15 protein-coding genes and 1 riboswitch are annotated in these 18,813 nt (G+C 73.0%); of the genes, 5 read left to right on the top strand and 10 right to left on the bottom strand.

From position 1 onward, the window contains the following. Positions 1-31: 31 nt before the first annotated feature. Positions 32-1,513, top strand: coding sequence for a D-alanyl-D-alanine carboxypeptidase family protein (locus tag MM438_RS04165; RefSeq protein WP_241451269.1), 1,482 nt, complete (start codon positions 32-34; stop codon positions 1,511-1,513). A 568-nt stretch (positions 1,514-2,081) separates the two neighbouring features. Here MM438_RS04165 and MM438_RS04160 read toward each other — a convergent pair. From MM438_RS04160 to MM438_RS04150, 3 genes are all read right to left on the bottom strand, one after another. Next, on the bottom strand, positions 2,082-2,609 hold the full coding sequence (locus MM438_RS04160; RefSeq protein WP_241451268.1) for a 2'-5' RNA ligase family protein: 528 nt from the start codon (positions 2,607-2,609) through the stop codon (positions 2,082-2,084). 16 nt (positions 2,610-2,625) lie between these two features. Beyond that, the gene (gene trpS, locus MM438_RS04155; RefSeq protein WP_241451267.1) at positions 2,626-3,648 is read right to left on the bottom strand and encodes a tryptophan--tRNA ligase; all 1,023 of its coding nucleotides are present in this window, start codon (positions 3,646-3,648) and stop codon (positions 2,626-2,628) included. 135 nt (positions 3,649-3,783) lie between these two features. Next, complete coding sequence (locus tag MM438_RS04150) at positions 3,784-5,163, bottom strand: UTP--glucose-1-phosphate uridylyltransferase (RefSeq protein WP_241451266.1); 1,380 nt, start codon at positions 5,161-5,163, stop codon at positions 3,784-3,786. 85 nt (positions 5,164-5,248) lie between these two features. Between MM438_RS04150 and galK the strand changes: the two genes are divergently transcribed. Then, a complete protein-coding gene (gene galK, locus MM438_RS04145; RefSeq protein WP_241451265.1) occupies positions 5,249-6,457 on the top strand; it encodes a galactokinase in 1,209 nt (402 codons plus the stop codon). 81 nt (positions 6,458-6,538) lie between these two features. Then, positions 6,539-7,828, top strand: coding sequence for a peptidase C39 family protein (locus MM438_RS04140; protein ID WP_241451264.1), 1,290 nt, complete (start codon positions 6,539-6,541; stop codon positions 7,826-7,828). Between the two features lie 75 nt (positions 7,829-7,903). On the opposite strand, the gene MM438_RS04135 is transcribed toward MM438_RS04140, so the two are convergent. From MM438_RS04135 to MM438_RS04125, 3 genes are all read right to left on the bottom strand, one after another. Continuing rightward, positions 7,904-10,120 (bottom strand): NADP-dependent isocitrate dehydrogenase, encoded by a 2,217-nt coding sequence (locus tag MM438_RS04135; protein WP_241451263.1) that lies wholly within the window; start codon positions 10,118-10,120, stop codon positions 7,904-7,906. 168 nt (positions 10,121-10,288) lie between these two features. After that, the gene (locus MM438_RS04130) at positions 10,289-11,428 is read right to left on the bottom strand and encodes an acyltransferase family protein (RefSeq protein WP_241451262.1); all 1,140 of its coding nucleotides are present in this window, start codon (positions 11,426-11,428) and stop codon (positions 10,289-10,291) included. A 52-nt stretch (positions 11,429-11,480) separates the two neighbouring features. After that, positions 11,481-12,323: a trypsin-like serine peptidase gene (locus MM438_RS04125; protein WP_277627916.1), complete on the bottom strand. Its 843-nt coding sequence runs from the start codon at positions 12,321-12,323 to the stop codon at positions 11,481-11,483. 243 nt (positions 12,324-12,566) lie between these two features. Between MM438_RS04125 and aqpZ the strand changes: the two genes are divergently transcribed. Both aqpZ and MM438_RS04115 read left to right on the top strand, forming a co-directional pair. Next, positions 12,567-13,364, top strand: coding sequence for an aquaporin Z (aqpZ, locus tag MM438_RS04120; protein ID WP_241451261.1), 798 nt, complete (start codon positions 12,567-12,569; stop codon positions 13,362-13,364). A gap of 132 nt (positions 13,365-13,496) precedes the next feature. Beyond that, positions 13,497-14,474, top strand: coding sequence for a malate dehydrogenase (locus MM438_RS04115; protein WP_241451260.1), 978 nt, complete (start codon positions 13,497-13,499; stop codon positions 14,472-14,474). A 393-nt stretch (positions 14,475-14,867) separates the two neighbouring features. Here MM438_RS04115 and MM438_RS04110 read toward each other — a convergent pair whose 3' ends face one another. From MM438_RS04110 to purH, 4 genes are read right to left on the bottom strand one after another with little or no spacing between them, the layout of a single operon-like run. Then, positions 14,868-15,149: a DUF3017 domain-containing protein gene (locus MM438_RS04110; protein ID WP_241451259.1), complete on the bottom strand. Its 282-nt coding sequence runs from the start codon at positions 15,147-15,149 to the stop codon at positions 14,868-14,870. Then, entirely contained in the window at positions 15,146-16,015 is an 870-nt protein-coding gene (locus MM438_RS04105) for a bifunctional methylenetetrahydrofolate dehydrogenase/methenyltetrahydrofolate cyclohydrolase (RefSeq protein ID WP_241451258.1), read from the bottom strand. The genes MM438_RS04110 and MM438_RS04105 overlap by 4 nt, the downstream gene beginning before the upstream one ends. Before the next feature lie 17 nt (positions 16,016-16,032). Then, positions 16,033-17,049 (bottom strand): DMT family transporter, encoded by a 1,017-nt coding sequence (locus MM438_RS04100; protein WP_241451257.1) that lies wholly within the window; start codon positions 17,047-17,049, stop codon positions 16,033-16,035. Beyond that, positions 17,039-18,670 carry a bifunctional phosphoribosylaminoimidazolecarboxamide formyltransferase/IMP cyclohydrolase gene (gene purH / locus MM438_RS04095; protein WP_241451256.1) on the bottom strand — a complete coding sequence of 544 codons (1,632 nt, stop codon included), beginning with the start codon at positions 18,668-18,670 and terminating at the stop codon, positions 17,039-17,041. Before purH ends, MM438_RS04100 begins: the two co-directional genes overlap by 11 nt. A gap of 29 nt (positions 18,671-18,699) precedes the next feature. Next, a riboswitch (ZMP/ZTP riboswitch) is annotated at positions 18,700-18,777 on the bottom strand. Between the last annotated feature and the right edge of the window lie 36 nt (positions 18,778-18,813).

Raw genomic sequence — 18,813 nt, 5'->3', positions numbered from 1 at the left:
AGGGCAGTCGACCACCCCAGGGGGTTTTCTCGTGCACACGTCGTCCACCGCAGTCTCGGCCTCCCGTCGACCTGCCCGTCAGCAGGTCCGCACGGGCGCCGTCCGCTCGGCGGTCGCCGCGCTCGCCCTCCTCGGAGGATCCGTCGCACCGATGGGCGCGGCCGCGGCGCCCACCCCACCTCCGGCACCGTCCGCCGGCACCCCGACCAGCTCCGAGTTCGTGCCCGGCTACACCGCCACCAAGAGCCCCTGCCCCGGGACGCTGGCTCCGGCGCCTGCGCCGCCGCGTGCCCCCCGCGCCCGCCACGGCGCCGCGGCCGCCTCGCCGCCCGCCCCGGCGCCGACCGGCGCACCCGCCCGTCATCCTGCGCCGCGGGTCGACGCCGGCCCGCACCCCGTCGGCGGCGACCAGCTCGGCACCGCGTCCCTCGTGGCATCCCTGCCCGCCGGGGTGCCCGCGCCGCCCGAGCTGGACGCGACGTCATACGTCCTGGCGGACCAGGCCACCGGGGCCGTCCTCGTCGCCAAGGCCCCGCACGCCAAGCTGTTCCCCGCGTCCACGCTCAAGACGCTGACCTCGCTCACCCTGCTCCCCCGCGTCCCGGCCGGGCGCACCGTGGTCGCCACCCCCGCGGACCAGAACGCCGAGGGCACCCGCGTCGGCATGGTCGCCGGCAATCCCTATCGCTCCGAGCAGCTGTGGAGCGCGCTGCTGATGTTCTCCGCCAACGACGCGGCCTACGCGCTCGCGCGGACCGCGCCCGGCGGCGTGCCGGGCAGCGTGGCGGCGATGAACGCCACGGCCGCCGCCTTCGGCGCTCGCGACACCCACGTCGTCGACCCCTCCGGGCTGGACCAGCCCGCCCAGACGAGCAGCGCCTACGACCTCGCCGTGATCGGCCGGGAGGCGATGAAGCGCAAGGACTTCCGCGGCTACGTCAGCACCCGCACGATCACCTTCCCCGGCGCCCGGCAGCCCGACGGCAGGGTGGTGGCGCCCTTCCAGGTGTCCAACCTCAACCACTTCTGGTGGCACTACCCGGGCGCGACGGGGGTCAAGACGGGATACACGACCGGGGCGCACCGCACCTTCATCGGCTCGGCGACGCGGGGCGGGCGCAGCTATCTCGTGAGCTACATGTGCTCGGACACCGTGAGCTGGCAGCACGTGGGCGCGCTGATGGACTGGGCCTTCGCCCACGGAGCTGCCGCCCGTCCCGTCGGCACCCTCGCCGTGGCCGGGCCGAGCACCGCACCGACGACCAGCGCCGGCCCGACAGGGCGACCGAGCAGCCCGACCGCTGCCCCCACGACCGGCTCGGGGACGGCCACCGCGCCCGCCACCGAGTCCGCCGCCGCGGCCACCCCGGTCCCGCTCCTCGCCACCTCCTCGGTCGCGTCGCAGGCACAGCGCTGGTGGCCGGCCGGGGCACTCGCGGCGCTCGCGGCCGTGCTGGCCGGTGTCCTCGTGCGGCGTCGCCCCCGCCGCGGCAGACCCACCCACCGCGCCTGACCGCAGCCGCGGCACGGCCGAGGAGAGCGTGGGCGGCGACGGCGTCTGGGGCGGCGATCGACGCCCCCACCGGTGAGACCAGGCAGGTCCGGTTGACACCCCGGCACAGGCTGTGCCGCCGCCACCCAGGCCTCCCAGGACGAGGCTGAGGGGGTAGACCCCCTGGCCCAGGAGCCTGCGGGCACCGCACATGGCTGCTGGCCGGTCCTGGGGGGCGATCTCGCTCCACATGGCCGGCAACGGAGCATCAGTGACCTGCGAGCACACGTTCCGCAGCGCATGGGCCAGGGCGATGAGCAGGGGAAACGTCGTGGAGGTCAGGAGGAGTCGACCCAGCACGGCGGCACCGAGCATCCCCCGACGATCCACCTGCCCCGACGGCTGTGCACCCCCACCTGACGACGAAGGCCGTGCCCGCGCCAGCCAGGTTCGCCAGGACGACTCCCCCCTCCGCGACGCCCGGTCGAGCCCCGGTCGAGCATGGATCCGATCACCGGCCCGGCACCGGAGATCTTCTCCGCCACCAAGCGCGCCCTCACGACTCACGCTTGCCGACCGGCACTCTCCATCATTCTCGGACGGTGGCGCCGCCCAGGCGATAGCGCTCCAGCGGGCGCCAGACCTCGTCCGCGCCCTGCACGTGCAGGTGGATCTCCTCCACCACGAAGCCGCAGTAGTAGCCCGCGAGCTCCCGGTAGGCGCGCTCGAGAGCCTCCTCCGGGATGTTGTGGGCCACGGTCACGTGGGGGTGGTACGTGAACGAGAGCGGGCGCTCCAGCAGCCCGCGACGGACCTCGCGCTCCAGCTGCTCGCACGCGGGCACGCCGCGCGCCACCTGCACGAAGACCACCGGCGAGACCGGCAGGAAGGTGCCGGTCCCCCGCAGGTCCAGGCGGAAGGGCTCGACCCGGGCCGCGGCCTGGCGCAGGTGACCGTGGACCTCGTCCATGACCTGGTCGCTGATCTGCGTGGGCGGGAGCACGGTGACGTGCGTGGGGATGCCGACGGCCTGCTGGTCGCCGTAGGACAGCCGGGCGCGCTGCAGCTCGCCTCCCCACGGCTCGGGCACGGCGACGGAGACTCCGATGACGGGCATCCGGACAGCTCCTCGATCAGGCGCGGGACGCCGGACGCAGCAGGCCCACGGCGTCGTAGACACGACCAATGGTGGCAGATGCGACCTCTCGGGCGCGCGCTGCACCCGCGGCCAGGATCCGGTCCAGCTCGGCGGGGTCGTCCATGAGCTCCAGGGTGCGCGCGCGCAGCGGCGTCACCCACTCCACGAGCACCTCGGCGGTCTCCTTCTTGAGGTCGCCGTACATCTTCCCCTCGAAGTGCGCCTCGAGCTCGGGGACGGGCGTCCCGGACAGGACCGAGTGGATCGTCAACAGGTTGGAGACGCCGGCCTTGTGCTCCGGGTCGTACCGCACCACGGCCTCGGCGTCGGTGACGGCCGAGCGGATCTTCTTGGCGCTGCGGGCGGGCTCGTCGAGGAGGTTGATCAGGCCCTTGTCCGTCGCGGCGGACTTGCTCATCTTGGCGGTGGGGTCCTGCAGGTCCTGGATCTTGGCCCCCTCCTTGACGATGTGGGCCTCGGGCACCACCAGCGTGTCGCCGAAGCGTTGGTTGAAGCGCGTCGCCAGGTCGCGGGTGATCTCCAGGTGCTGGCGCTGGTCCTCGCCGACCGGCACCCGGGCCGCGTCGTAGAGCAGGATGTCGGCGGCCATCAGGATCGGGTAGGTGAACAGGCCGACGTTGGCCGAGTGCCCCTTGGCGGTCTTGTCCTTGAACTGCGTCATCCGCCCGGCCTCGCCGAAGCCGGTCTGGCAGGCCAGGATCCAGCTGAGCTCGGTGTGCTCGGGCACGTGGCTCTGGACGAACAGCGTCGACCGGGTCGGGTCCACGCCCGCCGCGAGGTACTGCGCCGCGGTCACGCGGGTGCGGCGCCGGATGACCTCGGGGTCGGTCGCGACGGTGAGGGAGTGCAGGTCCGCGACGAAGTAGAACGCGTCGAAGTCCTCCTGCAGGCCCACCCAGTTGACCAGCGCCCCGAGGTAGTTGCCGAGGTGCAGCGAGTCGGACGTCGGCTGCATGCCGGACAGGGTGCGGGGTCGGGTCGCGTTGGGCGTGGGCATGGGATCCATTCTGGCAGGTGCTCGAGCGTGCTCAGGACCGGGTGGGGGCGGGCGGCGCCCGCGGAGCAGGGCGACGGACCGAGGCGTATGCCGGGGAGCTGCTCCCCGGCATACGCCTCGGTCGTCGTCGGGGTCTCAGCCCTGCAGGACGGTCCCGTCCTCGACCCGGCGCGGCTCGCCCTCGTCGGCCAGGGACACCTCGCCCTTGACGACCACCCGGTCGCCGAAGGTCCAGTCGCCGGCCACCGCCAGCCGGGTCGCCTCGCGCAGCGAGGGCACGTCGCCCGGCACGCGCTGCTCAAAGTCCGCGATCTTCGTGAAGTGGCCGTCCAGGGAGATGACCGGGGCCTTGTCGACGAGCAGGTGCAGGGTCCCGTCCTCGCGCAGCTCGTAGACGTCCGAGCGCAGCAGCATCAGCTCGTTGGTGGTCTTGACCGGGAGGAACCGGCTGCGCGGGACCTCGACGGCCTGGGCGCCCTCGAAGACGCCGACCGCGGCACCCATCGCCGACTCGATCTGGTAGACCTCGGGGCTGGAGGGGTCCTTGGGGTCGACGGTCTTGACGTTGCGGATCAGCGGCAGGCCGAGGACGCCGTCGCGCTCGACGAGCAGCGCGTGCAGCCGCTCCAGGTCCAGCCACAGGTTGTTGGTGTGGAAGTACGCGTGCCGGTGCTCGTCGGTGAAGTGGTCCATCTCCTCCGGCGCCGTCTGCGCGGTCTCGCGCAGGATCAGCTGGCCGTCGTCGACCCGGATCGCCAGGTGACCGCCCTTGCGGTCCATGGCGGTCCGGCGGCAGACCTCGGCGGCGTACGGCGCGCCGGAGGCGGCGAACCACCCGGCGAGCCGCGCGTCCGGGGCCGCGCCGAGGTTGTCGCCATTCGACACGGTGGCATAGCGGAAACCCTTGTCCAGCAGGGACTTCAGGATCCCCGAGGACAGCAGCGAGGGGTAGAGGTCGCCGTGGCCCGGCGGGCACCACTCGAGCTTGGGGTCGGCCGGCCACCGCACGGGGGTGAGGTCGTCGGTGCGCAGCTTGGGCTCCTGCGACTGCAGGAAGTCGAGCGGGAGGTCCTCGACGGCGAGCTCGGGATAGGCCGCGAGCGCCGCGAGGGTGTCCTCCTGGGTGTTGAAGGAGTCCATGAGCAGCAGGGGCAGCCGCACGCCGTACCGCTGCCGGGCCGCCAGCACCTGCTGGACCACGATGTCCAGGAAGCTCTTGCCGTCCCGGACCGGGAGCAGGGACTTCGCCCGGGTCATGCCCATGGATGTGCCCAGTCCGCCGTTGAGCTTGATGACCACGGTCCGGGAGAGGGCCTCGCGGGCCTGCTCGTCGGTGATCTGCATGCCCTCGAGCGAGGGTGGCTCGGTGAGCGGGCGGATGGAGTCCTCCCGGATGACACCGGTCGCTCCCCTCTCCAGCTCCCCGTAGTAGTGGCTGAAGACCTCGATCGCCGTGGCGTTGACGCCGGCGTCGGTCATGACCTGCTGTGCGCGTGCGAGTCCGTCCTGGCTCATGGGCCCACACTCTCATGGGCACCGGGTCCGGCGGGCACCGCGGTGGCAGGATGCACGCACGACCCCGCCGCCACCGAGGAGCACCATGACCACCGTCCAGGACCGCGCCCTGCACACCTTCCGGCAGACCTTCGCCGCCGAGCCGGAGGGGCGGTGGGCCGCGCCCGGTCGGGTCAACCTGATCGGTGAGCACACGGACTACAACGACGGCCTGTGCCTGCCGATCGCGCTCCCGCACCGCACGGTGGCCGCGGCCCGGCGCCGGTCGGACGACCGGCTGGTGGTGGTCTCCGCGGACGTCGCGGGCGACCCGGTCGAGGTGGGGCTGGGCGAGGTGGCTCCCGGCGTTCCCGGGGGCTGGGGGGCCTACGTCGCCGGGACCTTGTGGGCGCTGCGCGAGGCGGGTCACGAGATGGGCGGGATGGACCTGGCCGTGGCGTCCGACGTCCCGATCGGGGCGGGGCTCTCGTCGTCGGCGGCGCTGGAGGGGTGCGTGGCGGCCGCGGCGGCCGACCTGTGGGAGCTCGCGCTGCCGGCGCCCGAGGGATCGGGGCGGGGACGCGGCCTGCTGGGGACGGACGCGGGCCGCGACCACCTGGCCGGCTGCTGCGTCCGCGCCGAGAACGTCATCGCGGGGGCACCCACCGGCGGCCTGGACCAGGCGGCCTCCCTGCGCTGCCGCGAGGGCCACGCCCTGCTGCTGGACTGCCGGGACGGGTCCACCCGACCGGTTCCCCTCGACCTGACGGCGCACGGCCTGGAGCTGCTGGTCGTGGACACCCGGGCGACCCATGCGCTGACCGACGGGCAGTATGCCGAGCGACGCTCCGCGTGCGAGCGCGCCGCGACCGCCCTCGGGGTCACCGCGCTGCGGGACGTCGCCCCCGCCGACCTGGAGGCGGCCCTGGCCCGGTTGGACGAGGACATGCTGCGCCGCCGGGTGCGGCACGTGGTCACCGAGATCGAGCGGGTGCGGGCGTGCGTCGCGGCGCTGGAGGCGGGCGACCTGGCGCAGGTGGGGCGCCTGTTCGACGCGTCCCACGAGTCGCTGCGCCACGACTACGAGGTGACCGGGCGCGAGCTGGACCTGGTCGTCGACACGGCCCGGGCGCACGGGGTGCTGGGGGCGCGGATGACCGGTGGCGGCTTCGGCGGCTCCGCGATCGCCCTGGTCCCGGTCGGTGGTGGCGAGGCGGTCGCCGCCGCGGTGCACGAGGCCTTCCGCGAGGCGGGCCTGCGCGCGCCGCAGCACTTCGTGGCGGTGGCCGCGGGTGGGGCCGAGCGCCTGGGGTGACGCCCGGCCTGACTACCCACTTCGGGGGAAATTCTCTCACTATTTGTTACTAGTGATGACTGTGGGTAATAGCGTCCGGGCATGACCGACTTCTCCCCCACCCGTCGGGCCGTGCTCGCCGGCGCCGGCGCTGCCGGCGCCGCCCTCGCTCTCCCCGCCACCTCCGCCGACGCCGCCGCGGCCCGCAACGTGCAGCTGTGGCGCTGCACCGGCTCCGCCCTCGCGGGAGGCACCCACGCCGGGACGCGCTACGCCACCGGCGCGGTCGTCCTCGGACGCCCCGCCGGACGCACGACCTACACCGACCCCTACGGCGCCCGCACCACCCGGGCCTACGACCACGGCTCCTGGTCCACCACCTGGTCGCCGATCCCCTTCGCGTTCACCCAGCTTGTCCCCTCGTGGCGCGCCCTGACCCCGGGCGGCTCCTTCGTGACCGTGTGGGTCCAGGCCCTCACCACCACCGGCCGCACCACCCGGTGGTTCTCCCTCGGCCGCTGGTCGGACATGACCGGCGGGTCCCCCTCGCGGATGACGGTCGACGGGCAGTCCGACACCTACTCCACCGTGGCCACGGACACCCTCAAGGCCCGACCCGGGTACGCCTTCAAGGCCTGGCGCCTGATGGTCACGCTCTACCGCCCGGCCGGGACCACGGCGACGCCGTCGCTCACGGCGGCCAACGTCATGGCGTCCGCGGTCCCCACCGGCTCGGCCGTCACCGTCCCCGTCTCCCCCGTCGGGGTCGGCCGGGGCAAGGTCCTCGCCGTCCCGGCATACAGCCAGATGATCCACGCCGGGCACTATCCGGCCTGGAACGGCGGTGGCGAGGCCTGGTGCTCGGCCACCTCGCTGGCGATGCTCCTCGACTACTGGCGGGTGGGTCCCTCGACCACGGAGACCGCGTGGGTGCGCCCCACCCCGCACACCAACCCCCAGGTCGACCACGTCGTCGGCAAGGTCTTCGACCACGCCTACGACGGCTCCGGAAACTGGGCCTTCAACACGGCCTATGCCGGGGTCCGGGGCCTGGACGCGTTCGTCACCCGGCTCCGCTCGCTCAACGAGGCCGAGCGATTCATCGCCGCCGGGATCCCGCTGGCGATCTCCACGTCGTTCAGCTCCACCCAGCTGACCGGCGCCGGCTTCGGGACCAACGGGCACCTGATGGTGATCGCCGGCTTCGACGCCGCCGGCAACGTCGTCGTCAACGACCCGGCGTCCGGGATGGTCGCGGCCAACTCCCGGGTGCGCAAGACCTACGCCCGCGCGCAGCTGGAGAACGCCTGGGCCCGCTCGGGCGGCACCACCTATGTGCTGCACCCGACCTCGCGGCCGCTGCCGGCGCCGCCGGCCCAGCGCAACTGGTGACACCGGACGGCAGCGCCCGCCCCTCCCGAGGTCGGGAGGGGCGGGCGCTCGGCGGTGCCGCCGGGCGGCGCGACCTCAGATGGCGTCGACGACGGCGTTGAGCGTGGCGCTCGGACGCATGGCCGCGGTGGCCAGCTCGTCGTCCACCTTGAAGTAGCCGCCGAGGTCCACGGGCTTGCCCTGGACGCCGATCAGCTCCTCGTTGATCTGCGCCTCCTTGGCCTCCAGCTGCTCGGCGACCGGGGCGAAGGTCGCCTTGAGCTCGGCGTCCTGGTCCTGGTCGGCGAGCGCGCGGGCCCAGTAGGACGCGAGGTAGTAGTGCGAGCCGCGGTTGTCGATCTGGCCGACCTTGCGCGCCGGGGAGCGGTTCTCCTCCAGGAAGCGACCGATGGCCACGTCCAGGGCGTCCGCGAGGACCTGCGCCTTGGCGTTGTCGTAGTGCGAGGCCAGGTGCTCCAGCGAGGCGCCGAGCGCGGAGAACTCACCCAGGGAGTCCCAGCGCAGGTAGTCCTCGGCGACGAACTGCTGGACGTGCTTGGGGGCCGAGCCGCCCGCGCCGGTCTCGAAGAGCCCACCGCCGTTGAGCAGCGGGACGATCGAGAGCATCTTGGCCGAGGTGCCGAGCTCGAGGATCGGGAACAGGTCGGTGAGGTAGTCGCGCAGCACGTTGCCGGTCACCGAGATGGTGTCCTCGCCCTTGCGGATCCGGTCCAGGCACAGCTGGATCGCCTCGGCCGGCGGCAGGATCTCGAAGGTCAGGCCCTCGGTGTCGTGCTGCGGGAGGTACTTCTCGACCTTGGCGATGACGTGGCGGTCGTGCGCGCGCTCCTTGTCGAGGTAGAACACGGCCGGCGCGCCGGTGGCGCGGGCACGGGTCACGGCGAGCTTGACCCAGTCCTGGACCGGGACGTCCTTGACGCGGGACATGCGCCAGATGTCACCCGCCTCGACCTGGTGCTCCATGAGCACGGTCTCCCCGTCGAGGACCCGCACCGTGCCCGCGGACTCGACGACGAAGGTGGTCGGGTGCGAGCCGTACTCCTCGGCCTTCTGCGCCATCAGGCCGACGTTGGGCACGTCGCCCATCGTGGCCGGGTCGAGGGCACCGTTGGCCCGCATGTCGTCGAAGACCTGGGCGTACATCCGCGCGTAGGAACGGTCGGGGACCAGGGCCAGCGTCTGCTGCTGCTTGCCCTCGGCGTTCCACATCGTCCCGGAGTCACGCACGACCACCGGCATCGAGGCGTCGATGATGATGTCGTTGGGGGCGTGCAGGTTGGTGATGCCCTTGTCGGAGTCGACCATGGCCAGGGCCGGACGCTCGGCGTACACCGCCTGGATGTCGGCCTCGATCTCCGCCCGCTCGTCGGCCGGGAGGGAGGCCAGGCGCGCGGTGAGGTCGCCGAGGCCGAGGTTGGGGTTGACGCCCAGCTCGCGGAAGGTGTCGGCGTGCTTGGTGAAGACCGGCTCGAAGAAGGTCGTCACCGCGTGGCCGAACATCACCGGGTCGGAGACCTTCATCATCGTGGCCTTGAGGTGCACCGACAGCAGCAGGTCGGCGGCCTTGGCGGCCTCCATCTGCGCGGCGAAGAAGGCGCGCAGCGCGCGGGCGCTCATGAAGGTGCCGTCGACGATCTCGCCCTCGGTGACCGCCAGGCCCTCCTTGAGGACGGTGGTGCCCTGCTCGGAGACGAGCTCGATGCGCAGCGCGGCGTCGTGCTCCATGACCACGGACTTCTCGTTGCCGTAGAAGTCACCCTCGTCCATGCAGGCGACGGCGGCCTTGTTGTCCGAGCTCCAGGCGCCGAGGCGGTGCGGGTGGGACTGGGCGAAGCGCTTGACCGACAGGGGCGCACGGCGGTCCGAGTTGCCCTCGCGCAGCACCGGGTTGACGGCCGAGCCGAGCACCTTGGCGTAGCGCGCCTGGACGTCCTTGTCGGCGTCGGTCGTCGCGGTCTCGGGGTAGTCGGGGATGTCGTAGCCCTTGTCCTGCAGCTCCTTGATCGCGGCCTTGAGCTGCGGGACGGAGGCGGAGATGTTGGGCAGCTTGATGATGTTGGCCTCGGGGGTCTGGGCCAGCTCGCCCAGCGCGGTGAGGTTGTCGTCGACCCGCTGCTCGGCCGAGAGCCGGTCCGGGAACTGCGCCAGGATGCGGCCGGACAGGGAGATGTCCTTGGTCTCGACCTCGACGCCACCGGCGCGGGTGAAGGCCTGCACGATCGGCAGGAGGGAGTACGTCGCGAGGGCCGGCGCCTCGTCGATCTTCGTCCACACAATCTTCTGTGACGTCATGAGACTCTCCAAAGTCGTCGATGTCGCGGGTCCTGACGGGTCGTCAGGGCGGCGCTCACGGGCCGCGGCCAGGATATCTCAACGTCGAGATATCGGCGCGGGCCGGGTCCGACGGGGTGCTCGGTCCCGGCGTGCGACGAGGCGCCGGCCGCGGTGCGGGCGTCCGGTTCATCCTACGGAGGCGGTATGCCGCTGCTCCTGCGGGGCCCGCCATCGACGCACCTGTCGACACAGCGGCTCGGGCATGGTGAACAGCCACCGCAGCCCGATCCGGTCGAGCAGCACCCGCAGCGCCAGCGAGAGCGCGACGAAGGCGCACGCCACCACCGGCGGGTAGGCGAGGGCGAGCGCCGGGTGGGCGGCCAGGACCCCGCGCAGCCCGTCGAGCCGGTCGGCGGGGAGCATGCGCAGCGCCGCGACCATCGGCAGGTGGAGCACATAGATCTCCAGGGTCCGCCGGCCCACGAAGGACCCCACGGTCGCCACCGGGCGCCACAGGCAGAGCAGCCGGGCCACCCCCATGAGGAGGACGGCGGCCGCGAGGCAGGCGACGAGGTTGGCCACCGCGTGGACCGGCCGGGCGCCGTCCCCCTCGGTGAGCTGGAGCAGGACCCAGGCCCCGGCGAAGACCACGCCCGCGGCGGCCGTGGCGAGCGGGCTGTCGGTGAGTCGCCGCAGCCGGGCGGCGAGGTGCACCCCCACCGCGAGGTACACGTAGTAAGGCAGGGTCCGCACCCACATCTGGTCCGAGGAGGGGAAGGACTGGACCACCAGGTGCAGCAGCGCCAGCACCCCCACGACGACGGCTGCGGGCACCCGACGCAGGGCCGTCAGCAGGAGCACGCCGAGCGCGAGGCACTGGATGAACCACAGCGTCGTGTCCGGCAGGAGCACCTGGCGGGCCAGGTCCGGCAGGTCGGCCACCCCGAGCGGGAAGGTCTCGTCCGGGATCACCAGGAGATAGACCCCGAGCCAGACGACGTAGAGGTAGTAGTTGGCGACCGAGGACTCCACGGCCGTGCCGCTCCGCAGCCCACGGCGCACCTTGCCCGCCGCCAGGACGCCGGACAGCATCAGCAGCATCGGCATCCGGAAGGACCCGAGCAGGCCGTCGACGTGGTGCCACAGCGCTGCCGGGCCGCCCACCGCCGGGCCGAGCTGTGGCTGGTAGTGCAGGAAACCGATGTGGAACAGCACCACGCCCACGACGGCCAGCGCCCGGGCCGTGTCGATCCAGGCGATCCGCTCGCCCGAGAGAGGTCCGGCGAGATGGGCACCGGCGGTGTGGGCGGTGACGCTGTCCGACATGTCTCTATCGTGGCAGAGAGCACCGGATCCCGCACCGACGGTCACCGGCCGATCAGCACCCGCTCCCCCGCGCGCGCCGGACCACGTCCCCGGGACCGCCGCGGACGGCCCGCGCCAGGAGGGCGTCGCTCCACGCGCCGAAGGGCGAGGAGTAGGACACGGCATCCGTGCAGCCGCCCTCGTGCAGGCCGCCGATCACGCCCGTGACCAGGTGGTGCCCGGTGGCCGCGGCCACCACGAAGGGGCCCCCGCTGACACCCCCCGTCATACCGCCGCAGACGAGCGTGGGGTAGCCCCAGCCGAGGCCCTCCTCGTTGACGCACGCCACGGGTCGGTCGCCCGACCCGGCGCGATAGCCGTAGCCGTGGATCGGGGTGGCGTAGGGAGCCGCCCGGCCCAGACGGTAGCCCCCGACCACCGAGGCGACGGTGCGCCGCACGCCCCCGATCGTCTGGGGCGCCACGCGCAGGATCGCCAGGTCGCGCCGGGGGTCGGCGCTCGCCTGCCACCCCGGGTCGACGTAGGTCGCCACGACCGCCCAGGTGCCGTAGGGGCGCCGCCCGCTCTCGTAGCCCGGGGTGATCCGCAGGTTGGTGCCGCGTCCGCCGGTGCAGTGCGCCGCCGTGACGACCAGGCTGCCGCCGGGGGCGTCGAGCACGGCGGCGGAACAGGTGTGGCGGGAGGCGGTCGGCGAGACCCAGACGGCAGCGACGGAGGGACGGGCGCCCACCGGGGGCCGCACCTGGGGGATGGTGGCGGCGGTGGGGGCGGGCGCGACAGCGGCGGCCCGGGCGCCGGAGGCGCTCGTCAGGGGTGACGGGGTCGCGGCCGGGACGCCGGCGAGGGTCAGGGCCGCTGCAGCGCGCGCCAGGGTCGTGACGGAGAGAGGGGGCATGTCACCAAGAGTGACTGGCAGGCGACATCAGGTTGCGAAGGTGCTCTCAGCTAGAGCCGAACAGGGGAGGAACTTTCGGGAGCAATTTCGCAAAAGTCCGGACAGGGCCACCGACCGCAGGGAAGGATCGAGGCGTCGCCCGACGAACTCCCCCGGTGCCCGCGGGGATTCACGCGCACCCAGCCTCCCTGCGCCCCGATCTCGCGTCAGGGCTCCGCAATCCCCCATCCCAGGAGCAGCATCGTGTCCCGTCCCGCCCTTGCCCATCGCCTCGGCGCCGAGTTCCTCGGCACCTTCTGGCTCGTCTTCAGTGGCTGCGGCAGCGCCGTCTTCGCCGCCCACGTCATGCACAAGACCGACCCCGTCGACATGGGCATCGGCTTCGTGGGCGTGGCCCTGGCCTTCGGCCTGACCGTCCTCACCATGGCGTATGCCGTCGGCCACGTCTCCGGCGGTCACTTCAACCCCGCCGTCACCCTCGGCCTGACCGCAGCCCGCCGCTTCGAGGTCAAGGACGTCCTGCCCTACATCGGCACCCAGGTCGTCGCCGGCCTCGTCGCCGGCGGTGCGCTCTACGCGATCGCCTCCGGCCAGCCGGGCTTCGCCGCCGACAAGGGCTTCGCCGCCAACGGCTACGGCACCCAGTCCCCCGGTGGCTACTCGATGACTGCGGTCTTCCTCTGCGAGCTGCTGTGCACCATGTTCTTCCTCTACATCATCCTCGGCGCCACCGACGACCGCGCCCCCAAGGGCTTCGCGCCGATCGCGATCGGTCTGGGCCTGACCCTGATCCACCTCATCTCGATCCCGGTGTCGAACACCTCGGTCAACCCGGCCCGCAGCACCGCCGTGGCGTTCTTCCAGGGCGGTGACGTGGTCGCCCAGCAGTGGCTGTTCTGGGTCGCCCCGATCCTGGGCGCCGTCATCGCCGGTGCGACCTACGCCGCGCTGACCGGCGTCGACCGCTCGCACCTGGACCTGGCCGGCGAGGCCGAGCGCGCTGCGGCGGCCGCCGCCGAGGACGCCACCCGCCGCGCCTGACGGCTTCTCGGCATACCCCTCCTGCACCCCGGGTGGGCCTGGCACGCACCAGGCCCACCCGGGGTGAGTCGTCTGCAGGTGGCTGATAGGTTCGAGAGCATCCACCAGTCTTCGAGCGTGAAGGACTCCCTTGTGAGCGCTACTCCCGTCAAGGTCGCCGTCACCGGCGCCGCCGGCCAGATCGGCTACAGCCTCCTCTTCCGCATCGCCAGCGGTGAGCTCCTGGGCAAGGACACCCCGGTCGAGCTGCGTCTGCTCGAGATCACCCCCGCCCTCAAGGCCCTCGAGGGCGTCGTCATGGAGCTGGACGACTGCGCCTTCCCGACGCTGGCCAAGGTCGTCATCGGCGACGACCCCGAGAAGGTCTTCGCGGACGTCGACTGCGCGATGCTCGTGGGCGCCATGCCCCGCAAGGAGGGCATGGACCGCGCGGACCTGCTGGCCGCCAACGGCAAGATCTTCACCGGCCAGGGCGCCGCGCTCAACAAGGTCGCCCCCAAGGCCAAGGTCCTGGTCACCGGCAACCCGGCCAACACCAACGCCCTCATCGCGATGAAGAACGCGCCCGACATGGCGCCGGAGCAGTTCAACGCGCTGACCCGCCTCGACCACAACCGCGCCAAGTCGATGCTGGCCAAGAAGCTCGGCGTCACGGTCGACGAGATCAAGGACCTGGCGATCTGGGGCAACCACGACGACTCGATGTACCCGGACCTGTTCAACACCCACGTCAACGGCAAGGCCGCGACGGAGCTGGTGGACGAGGCCTGGATCACCGGTGAGTACATCCCCACCGTCGCCACCCGCGGCGGCGCGATCATCAAGGCCCGGGGCGCCTCCTCGGCCGCCTCCGCCGCCAACGCCACCATCGACCACATGCGCGACTGGATGCTCGGCACCGAGGAGATCGTCTCGATGTCGGTCCCGTCCGACGGCTCCTACGGCGTGCCCGAGGGCATCGTCTCCTCCTTCCCCTGCCGCGTCCGCGACGGGAAGTACGAGATCGTCCAGGGCATCGAGCTGAACGACTTCTCCACGGAGCGCATCATGGCCTCCGCCGCCCGCCTCGAGGCGGAGCGCGACCAGGTCAAGGAGCTCGGCCTCATCTGACCTGCCGGCGGTGGTCGGATCTGCCGGGGTCCGTCGACCAGGCGGATCCGACCCCCGGGGGGGGCGGGTTTTCGCACGCTGCCGCGACAGGGCCCACGCCGTCCACGGGGACGGCGTGGGCCCTGTCCGCATGCGGCTCCCCCACGGCACCGTCGAGGTACGACGCGACCACCGCTTCCCCCAGAGCCCGTCTCCTCGCCTCAGCAGGCCTCCGCCTGGGGGTGGATCGGGGACACCTTCGCCGACGGCGCTGGACCGCCGGTCGGGGCGCCGCGGGATCCGGGCGGTCGCCGTCCTGCCGCGATGGACGGGCCCGCCGGGCCGCGCAGGACCGGGGTCGTCGGGCTCGCCGGCTGTGCACGATCCCCGGCGAGCGCGACCACAGCTGGTGGGTCAGCGCGGGGGATGCCAGTTGACGGCGTTGGAGCCGACCAGCACCACCAGGGCGAAGGTGAGGTACATGACCACGTCGAGGGCCCGGGGACGGATCGCCAGCCCACCCACCAGGGAGGTGGGCAGCACGAGCCGCAGGACCGCCGCGCCCACGAAGGACGCGGCGAGGATGTTGCCGCCGAGCCGGGGAGCCCCCGCCGCGAGGACCGCCAGGGCGGACACGCAGCCGAACGCCAGCAGCCACCACAGGCCCAGGCGCCCCAGCCCGACGGAGGAGGTCATGCGCGCTCGCGGGCCGCGCGCTCGGCGGACTCGACGATGTTGCTCAGCAGCAGCGCGCGGGTCATCGGGCCGACGCCGCCCGGGTTGGGGGTCATCCAGCCGGCGACCTCCATGACGTCGGGGTGGATGTCACCGGCGACCTTGGACTTGCCGTCCTCGCCCGTCACGCGGGACACGCCCACGTCGAAGACCGCGGCGCCCGGCTTGACCATGTCGGCGGTCAGGATGTTGTGGACGCCCGCGGCGGCGACGACGATGTCGGCCTGCCGGGTGTGGGCGGCCAGGTCGCGGGTGCCGGTGTGGCACAGGGTGACCGTGGCGTTCTCCGACTTGCGGGTGAGGATCAGCCCGAGGGGCCGGCCCACGGTGATGCCGCGGCCGATCACGACGACCTCGGCGCCCTTGAGCGGGACGTCGTAGCGGCGGCAGAGCTCGACGACACCCATCGGGGTGCAGGGCAGCGGGGCGGGGACGCCGAGGACGAGGTTGCCGAGGTTGACGGGGTTGAGCCCGTCGACGTCCTTGGCCGGGGCGACCCGGGCCAGGATCGCGGTGTCGTCCAGACCGGTGGGCTGCTGCACGAGGAAGCCGGTGCAGCCCGGGTCGGCGTTGAGCTCGTCCACGACCGCCTCGACCTCGGCCTGGGTGGCGGTGGCCGGCAGGTGGCGCTGGATCGAGGCGATGCCGACCTCGGCGCAGTCCTTGTGCTTGGCACCGACATACCAGGTGCTCGCCGGGTCGTCGCCCACGAGGACGGTGCCCAGACCGGGGGTGATGCCCTGCTCCTTGAGCGCGGCCACGCGCTCCTTGAGCTCGGACTTGATGGTGGCCAGCGTGGCCTTGCCGTCGAGGAGTGTCGCAGTCACGCCTGTCATCTTGCCACTCACCGCCGGCGCTGCGCCGCCACCCCCGCCCCTAGCGCGGCGAGCAGCGTCAGACCCACGCCGAGCAGCAGCTGCGGGCCAACCTGGCCGCGCGTGGCCGGGGTCAGCAGGTCGAGCAGGACGGCCGAGACGAGCTGTCCCGTGAGCGTCATCAGCGCGGCGACGAGCACGCCGAGGTGTCGCACGACCACCGCCCCCACCCCGACGAAGACGAGGCCGAGGACGCCACCCACGAAGGCCCACCACGGCGCCGCCCAGGTGCGCGGCGGGTGCAGCTGCCCCCGGGCGGCCAGGGCCGTGGCCCAGCCGGCGAGGGCGAGCAGACCCCAGGTGAAGTTGATGGCGGTCGTGGCGAGCACGTCCTGGCTGAGCGCGTTGACGCGCCCGTTGATCGCCTGCTGCACGGCCATGCCCGCGCCGGCGAGCAGGGTGAGCACCAGCGGCAGCAGCGGTATGCCGGAGGACCCGTGCGCTCCTCCCCTGGCCAGGGCCGCCACCCCTACCCCCACGAAGGTGAGCAGCGCCGCAGCCACCCGCCCGGCGGACACCGGCACCCGCCCTGCGGGGCCGAGGCCGAGCCGGTCGACGACCAGGGCGTTGGCGGTCTGGCCACCGACGATCGCGACGGTGAACAGCGCGACGCCCAGCTCGGGCACCGAGGAGGACTGCACCCCGACGAAGAAGGCGCCGAGCAGACCGCCGAGGGTGGTCCACAGGCGCATCCGCCCCGCCCGCACCCCCTGAGCCACGCGCCGCAGGCCTTCGCGCACGCCGGGGCGGGTCAGCACGGCCAGCAGGAGCAGGACCCACCCGGACCCGAAGCTCCACAGGGCGGCGTCGACCGCGGACCCGAAGGTCCCGGCGAGCTCGGCGTTGGCCCGGGACTGCACGGACGCGAGGGCGCCCACGAGCAGGGCCGCCGCGGCCGACAGGGCCACGACCGGGCGCCCCTCGCGGGGCTCCCGGTCGCCGGCTGCTGCGGTGCCCGGGGCGGCCGCGGGCTCGTCAGTGGGCAAAGTGGCGGGTCCCGGTGAAGTACAGCGTCACCCCGGCGCGCTCGCACGCGGCGATGGTCTCGTCGTCCCGCATCGACCCGCCCGGGGCGACGATCGCCCGCACGCCCGCGTCGAGCAGGATCTGCGGGCCGTCGGCGAAGGGGAAGAAGGCGTCCGAGGCCGCGACCGCACCCTGGGCCCGCTCGCTCCCGGCCCGCTCGACCGCGAGGCGGCAGGAGTCGACCCGGTTCACCTGCCCCATGCCGATGCCGACGGAGGCGGCGTCCTTGGCGAGCAGGATCGCGTTGGACTTGACGGCGCGCACGGCCTTCCACGCGAAGTCGAGGTCCACGAGGGTCTGGTCGTCGGCGGACGGCCCGGCGACGAGGGTCCAGTGCAGGGGGGCGTCCCCGTGCCCGGCGGTGGGCCTGTCGTCCTCGCCCGGCTCGACGACCGCGTCGATCCGGTCGGTCTCCTGGACGAGCAGCCCGCCGGAGATGGGCCGGACCTCCAGCGTCGCGTCGGCGCGCACGTCGGCGGGCAGGCGCAGCAGCCGGATGTTCTTCTTCTGCCGCAGGATCTCCAGCGCCTCGGGCTCGAAGTCGGGGGCCGCCACGACCTCGGTGAAGATGTCCTTGACGGTCTCGGCCATGGCCCGGGTGACGGTCTGGTTGGTGGCGATGACGCCCCCGAAGGCCGACAGCGGGTCGCACTCGTGGGCCCGCCGGTGCACCTCGGCGATGTCGTCGCCGGGGCGGCCCACGGCGATCCCGCAGGGGTTGGCGTGCTTGACGACGGCCACGGCCGGCAGCCGACCGTGGTCGTGGGCGGCCCGGACCGCGGCGTCGGTGTCGACGTAGTTGTTGAAGGACATCGCCTTGCCGTGCAGCAGCTCGGCGGAGGCGACCCCGGAGCCCTCGCCGCGGTAGAGCGCGGCGTGCTGGTGGGGGTTCTCGCCATACCGCAGGTCCTCGGCCTTGGTCCAGGTCTGGCCGATGAAGCCCGGGAAGCCGCCCTGCTCGCCCTCGGGGACCGGCACGTGGCGCGCGGCCATCCAGGACGCGACCGCCACGTCGTAGGCCGCGGTGTGCGCGAAGGCCTGGGCCGCCAGCACCGTGCGCTCGTCGAGCGTGAAACCGCCCGCCTGCACCGCCGCCAGCACGTCGGCGTAGCGCGTGGGGTCGACGACGACGGCGACGCTGGGGTGGTTCTTGGCCGCCGCGCGGACCATCGAGGGGCCGCCGATGTCGATCTGCTCGACGCACTCGTCGGCGCCGGCCCCGGAGGCCACCGTCGCGGTGAAGGGATAGAGGTTGACCACCACGAGCTCGAAGGGGGCGACCTCGAGCTCGGCGAGCTGGCGCAGGTGGTCGTCCTTGCGGGTGTCGGCGAGGATCCCCGCGTGCACCCGCGGGTGGAGGGTCTTGACGCGCCCCTCGAGGCACTCGGGGAAGCCGGTCAGCTCCTCGACCGGGGTCACCGGCAGCCCGAGGTCGCCGATGAGGCGGGCGGAGCCGCCGGTGGAGACGAGCTCGACGCCCGCGTCGTGGAGGCCGCGGACGAGCTCCTCCAGGCCGGTCTTGTCGTAGACGGAGATGAGGGCTCGGCGGACGGGCCGACGCCCGAGATCGGTGCCAGACATGGATCGCTCCTGCGTGCGGTGGTGGTCTCGCGGGGCACCCAGGCGGCCGATGCCCACGCCGGTCACTCCCTGGTGGTGGTCCACCTGCGCCAGTCGTGTGCGGTCAGCCTAGCCGCGGTGCGGCGGTGGTGGGTATGCCGGGA

This window comes from Arsenicicoccus dermatophilus (assembly GCF_022568795.1).
Taxonomy (GTDB): Bacteria; Actinomycetota; Actinomycetes; order Actinomycetales; family Dermatophilaceae; genus Arsenicicoccus; species Arsenicicoccus dermatophilus.
Note: the sequence above shows the minus strand (reverse complement) of the source record. Positions and strands in the feature narration are given on the sequence as shown.

Coding starts and splice junctions, on each gene's coding strand:
- MM438_RS04140 (WP_241451264.1), top strand. CDS start 6,539: ATGACCGACTTCTCCCCCACCCGTCGGGCCGTGCTCGCCGGCGCCGGC.
- MM438_RS04135 (WP_241451263.1), bottom strand. CDS start 10,120: ATGACGTCACAGAAGATTGTGTGGACGAAGATCGACGAGGCGCCGGCC.
- galK (WP_241451265.1), top strand. CDS start 5,249: ATGACCACCGTCCAGGACCGCGCCCTGCACACCTTCCGGCAGACCTTC.
- MM438_RS04160 (WP_241451268.1), bottom strand. CDS start 2,609: ATGCCCGTCATCGGAGTCTCCGTCGCCGTGCCCGAGCCGTGGGGAGGC.
- trpS (WP_241451267.1), bottom strand. CDS start 3,648: ATGCCCACGCCCAACGCGACCCGACCCCGCACCCTGTCCGGCATGCAG.
- MM438_RS04110 (WP_241451259.1), bottom strand. CDS start 15,149: ATGACCTCCTCCGTCGGGCTGGGGCGCCTGGGCCTGTGGTGGCTGCTG.
- MM438_RS04150 (WP_241451266.1), bottom strand. CDS start 5,163: ATGAGCCAGGACGGACTCGCACGCGCACAGCAGGTCATGACCGACGCC.
- purH (WP_241451256.1), bottom strand. CDS start 18,670: ATGTCTGGCACCGATCTCGGGCGTCGGCCCGTCCGCCGAGCCCTCATC.
- MM438_RS04125 (WP_277627916.1), bottom strand. CDS start 12,323: ATGCCCCCTCTCTCCGTCACGACCCTGGCGCGCGCTGCAGCGGCCCTG.
- MM438_RS04130 (WP_241451262.1), bottom strand. CDS start 11,428: ATGTCGGACAGCGTCACCGCCCACACCGCCGGTGCCCATCTCGCCGGA.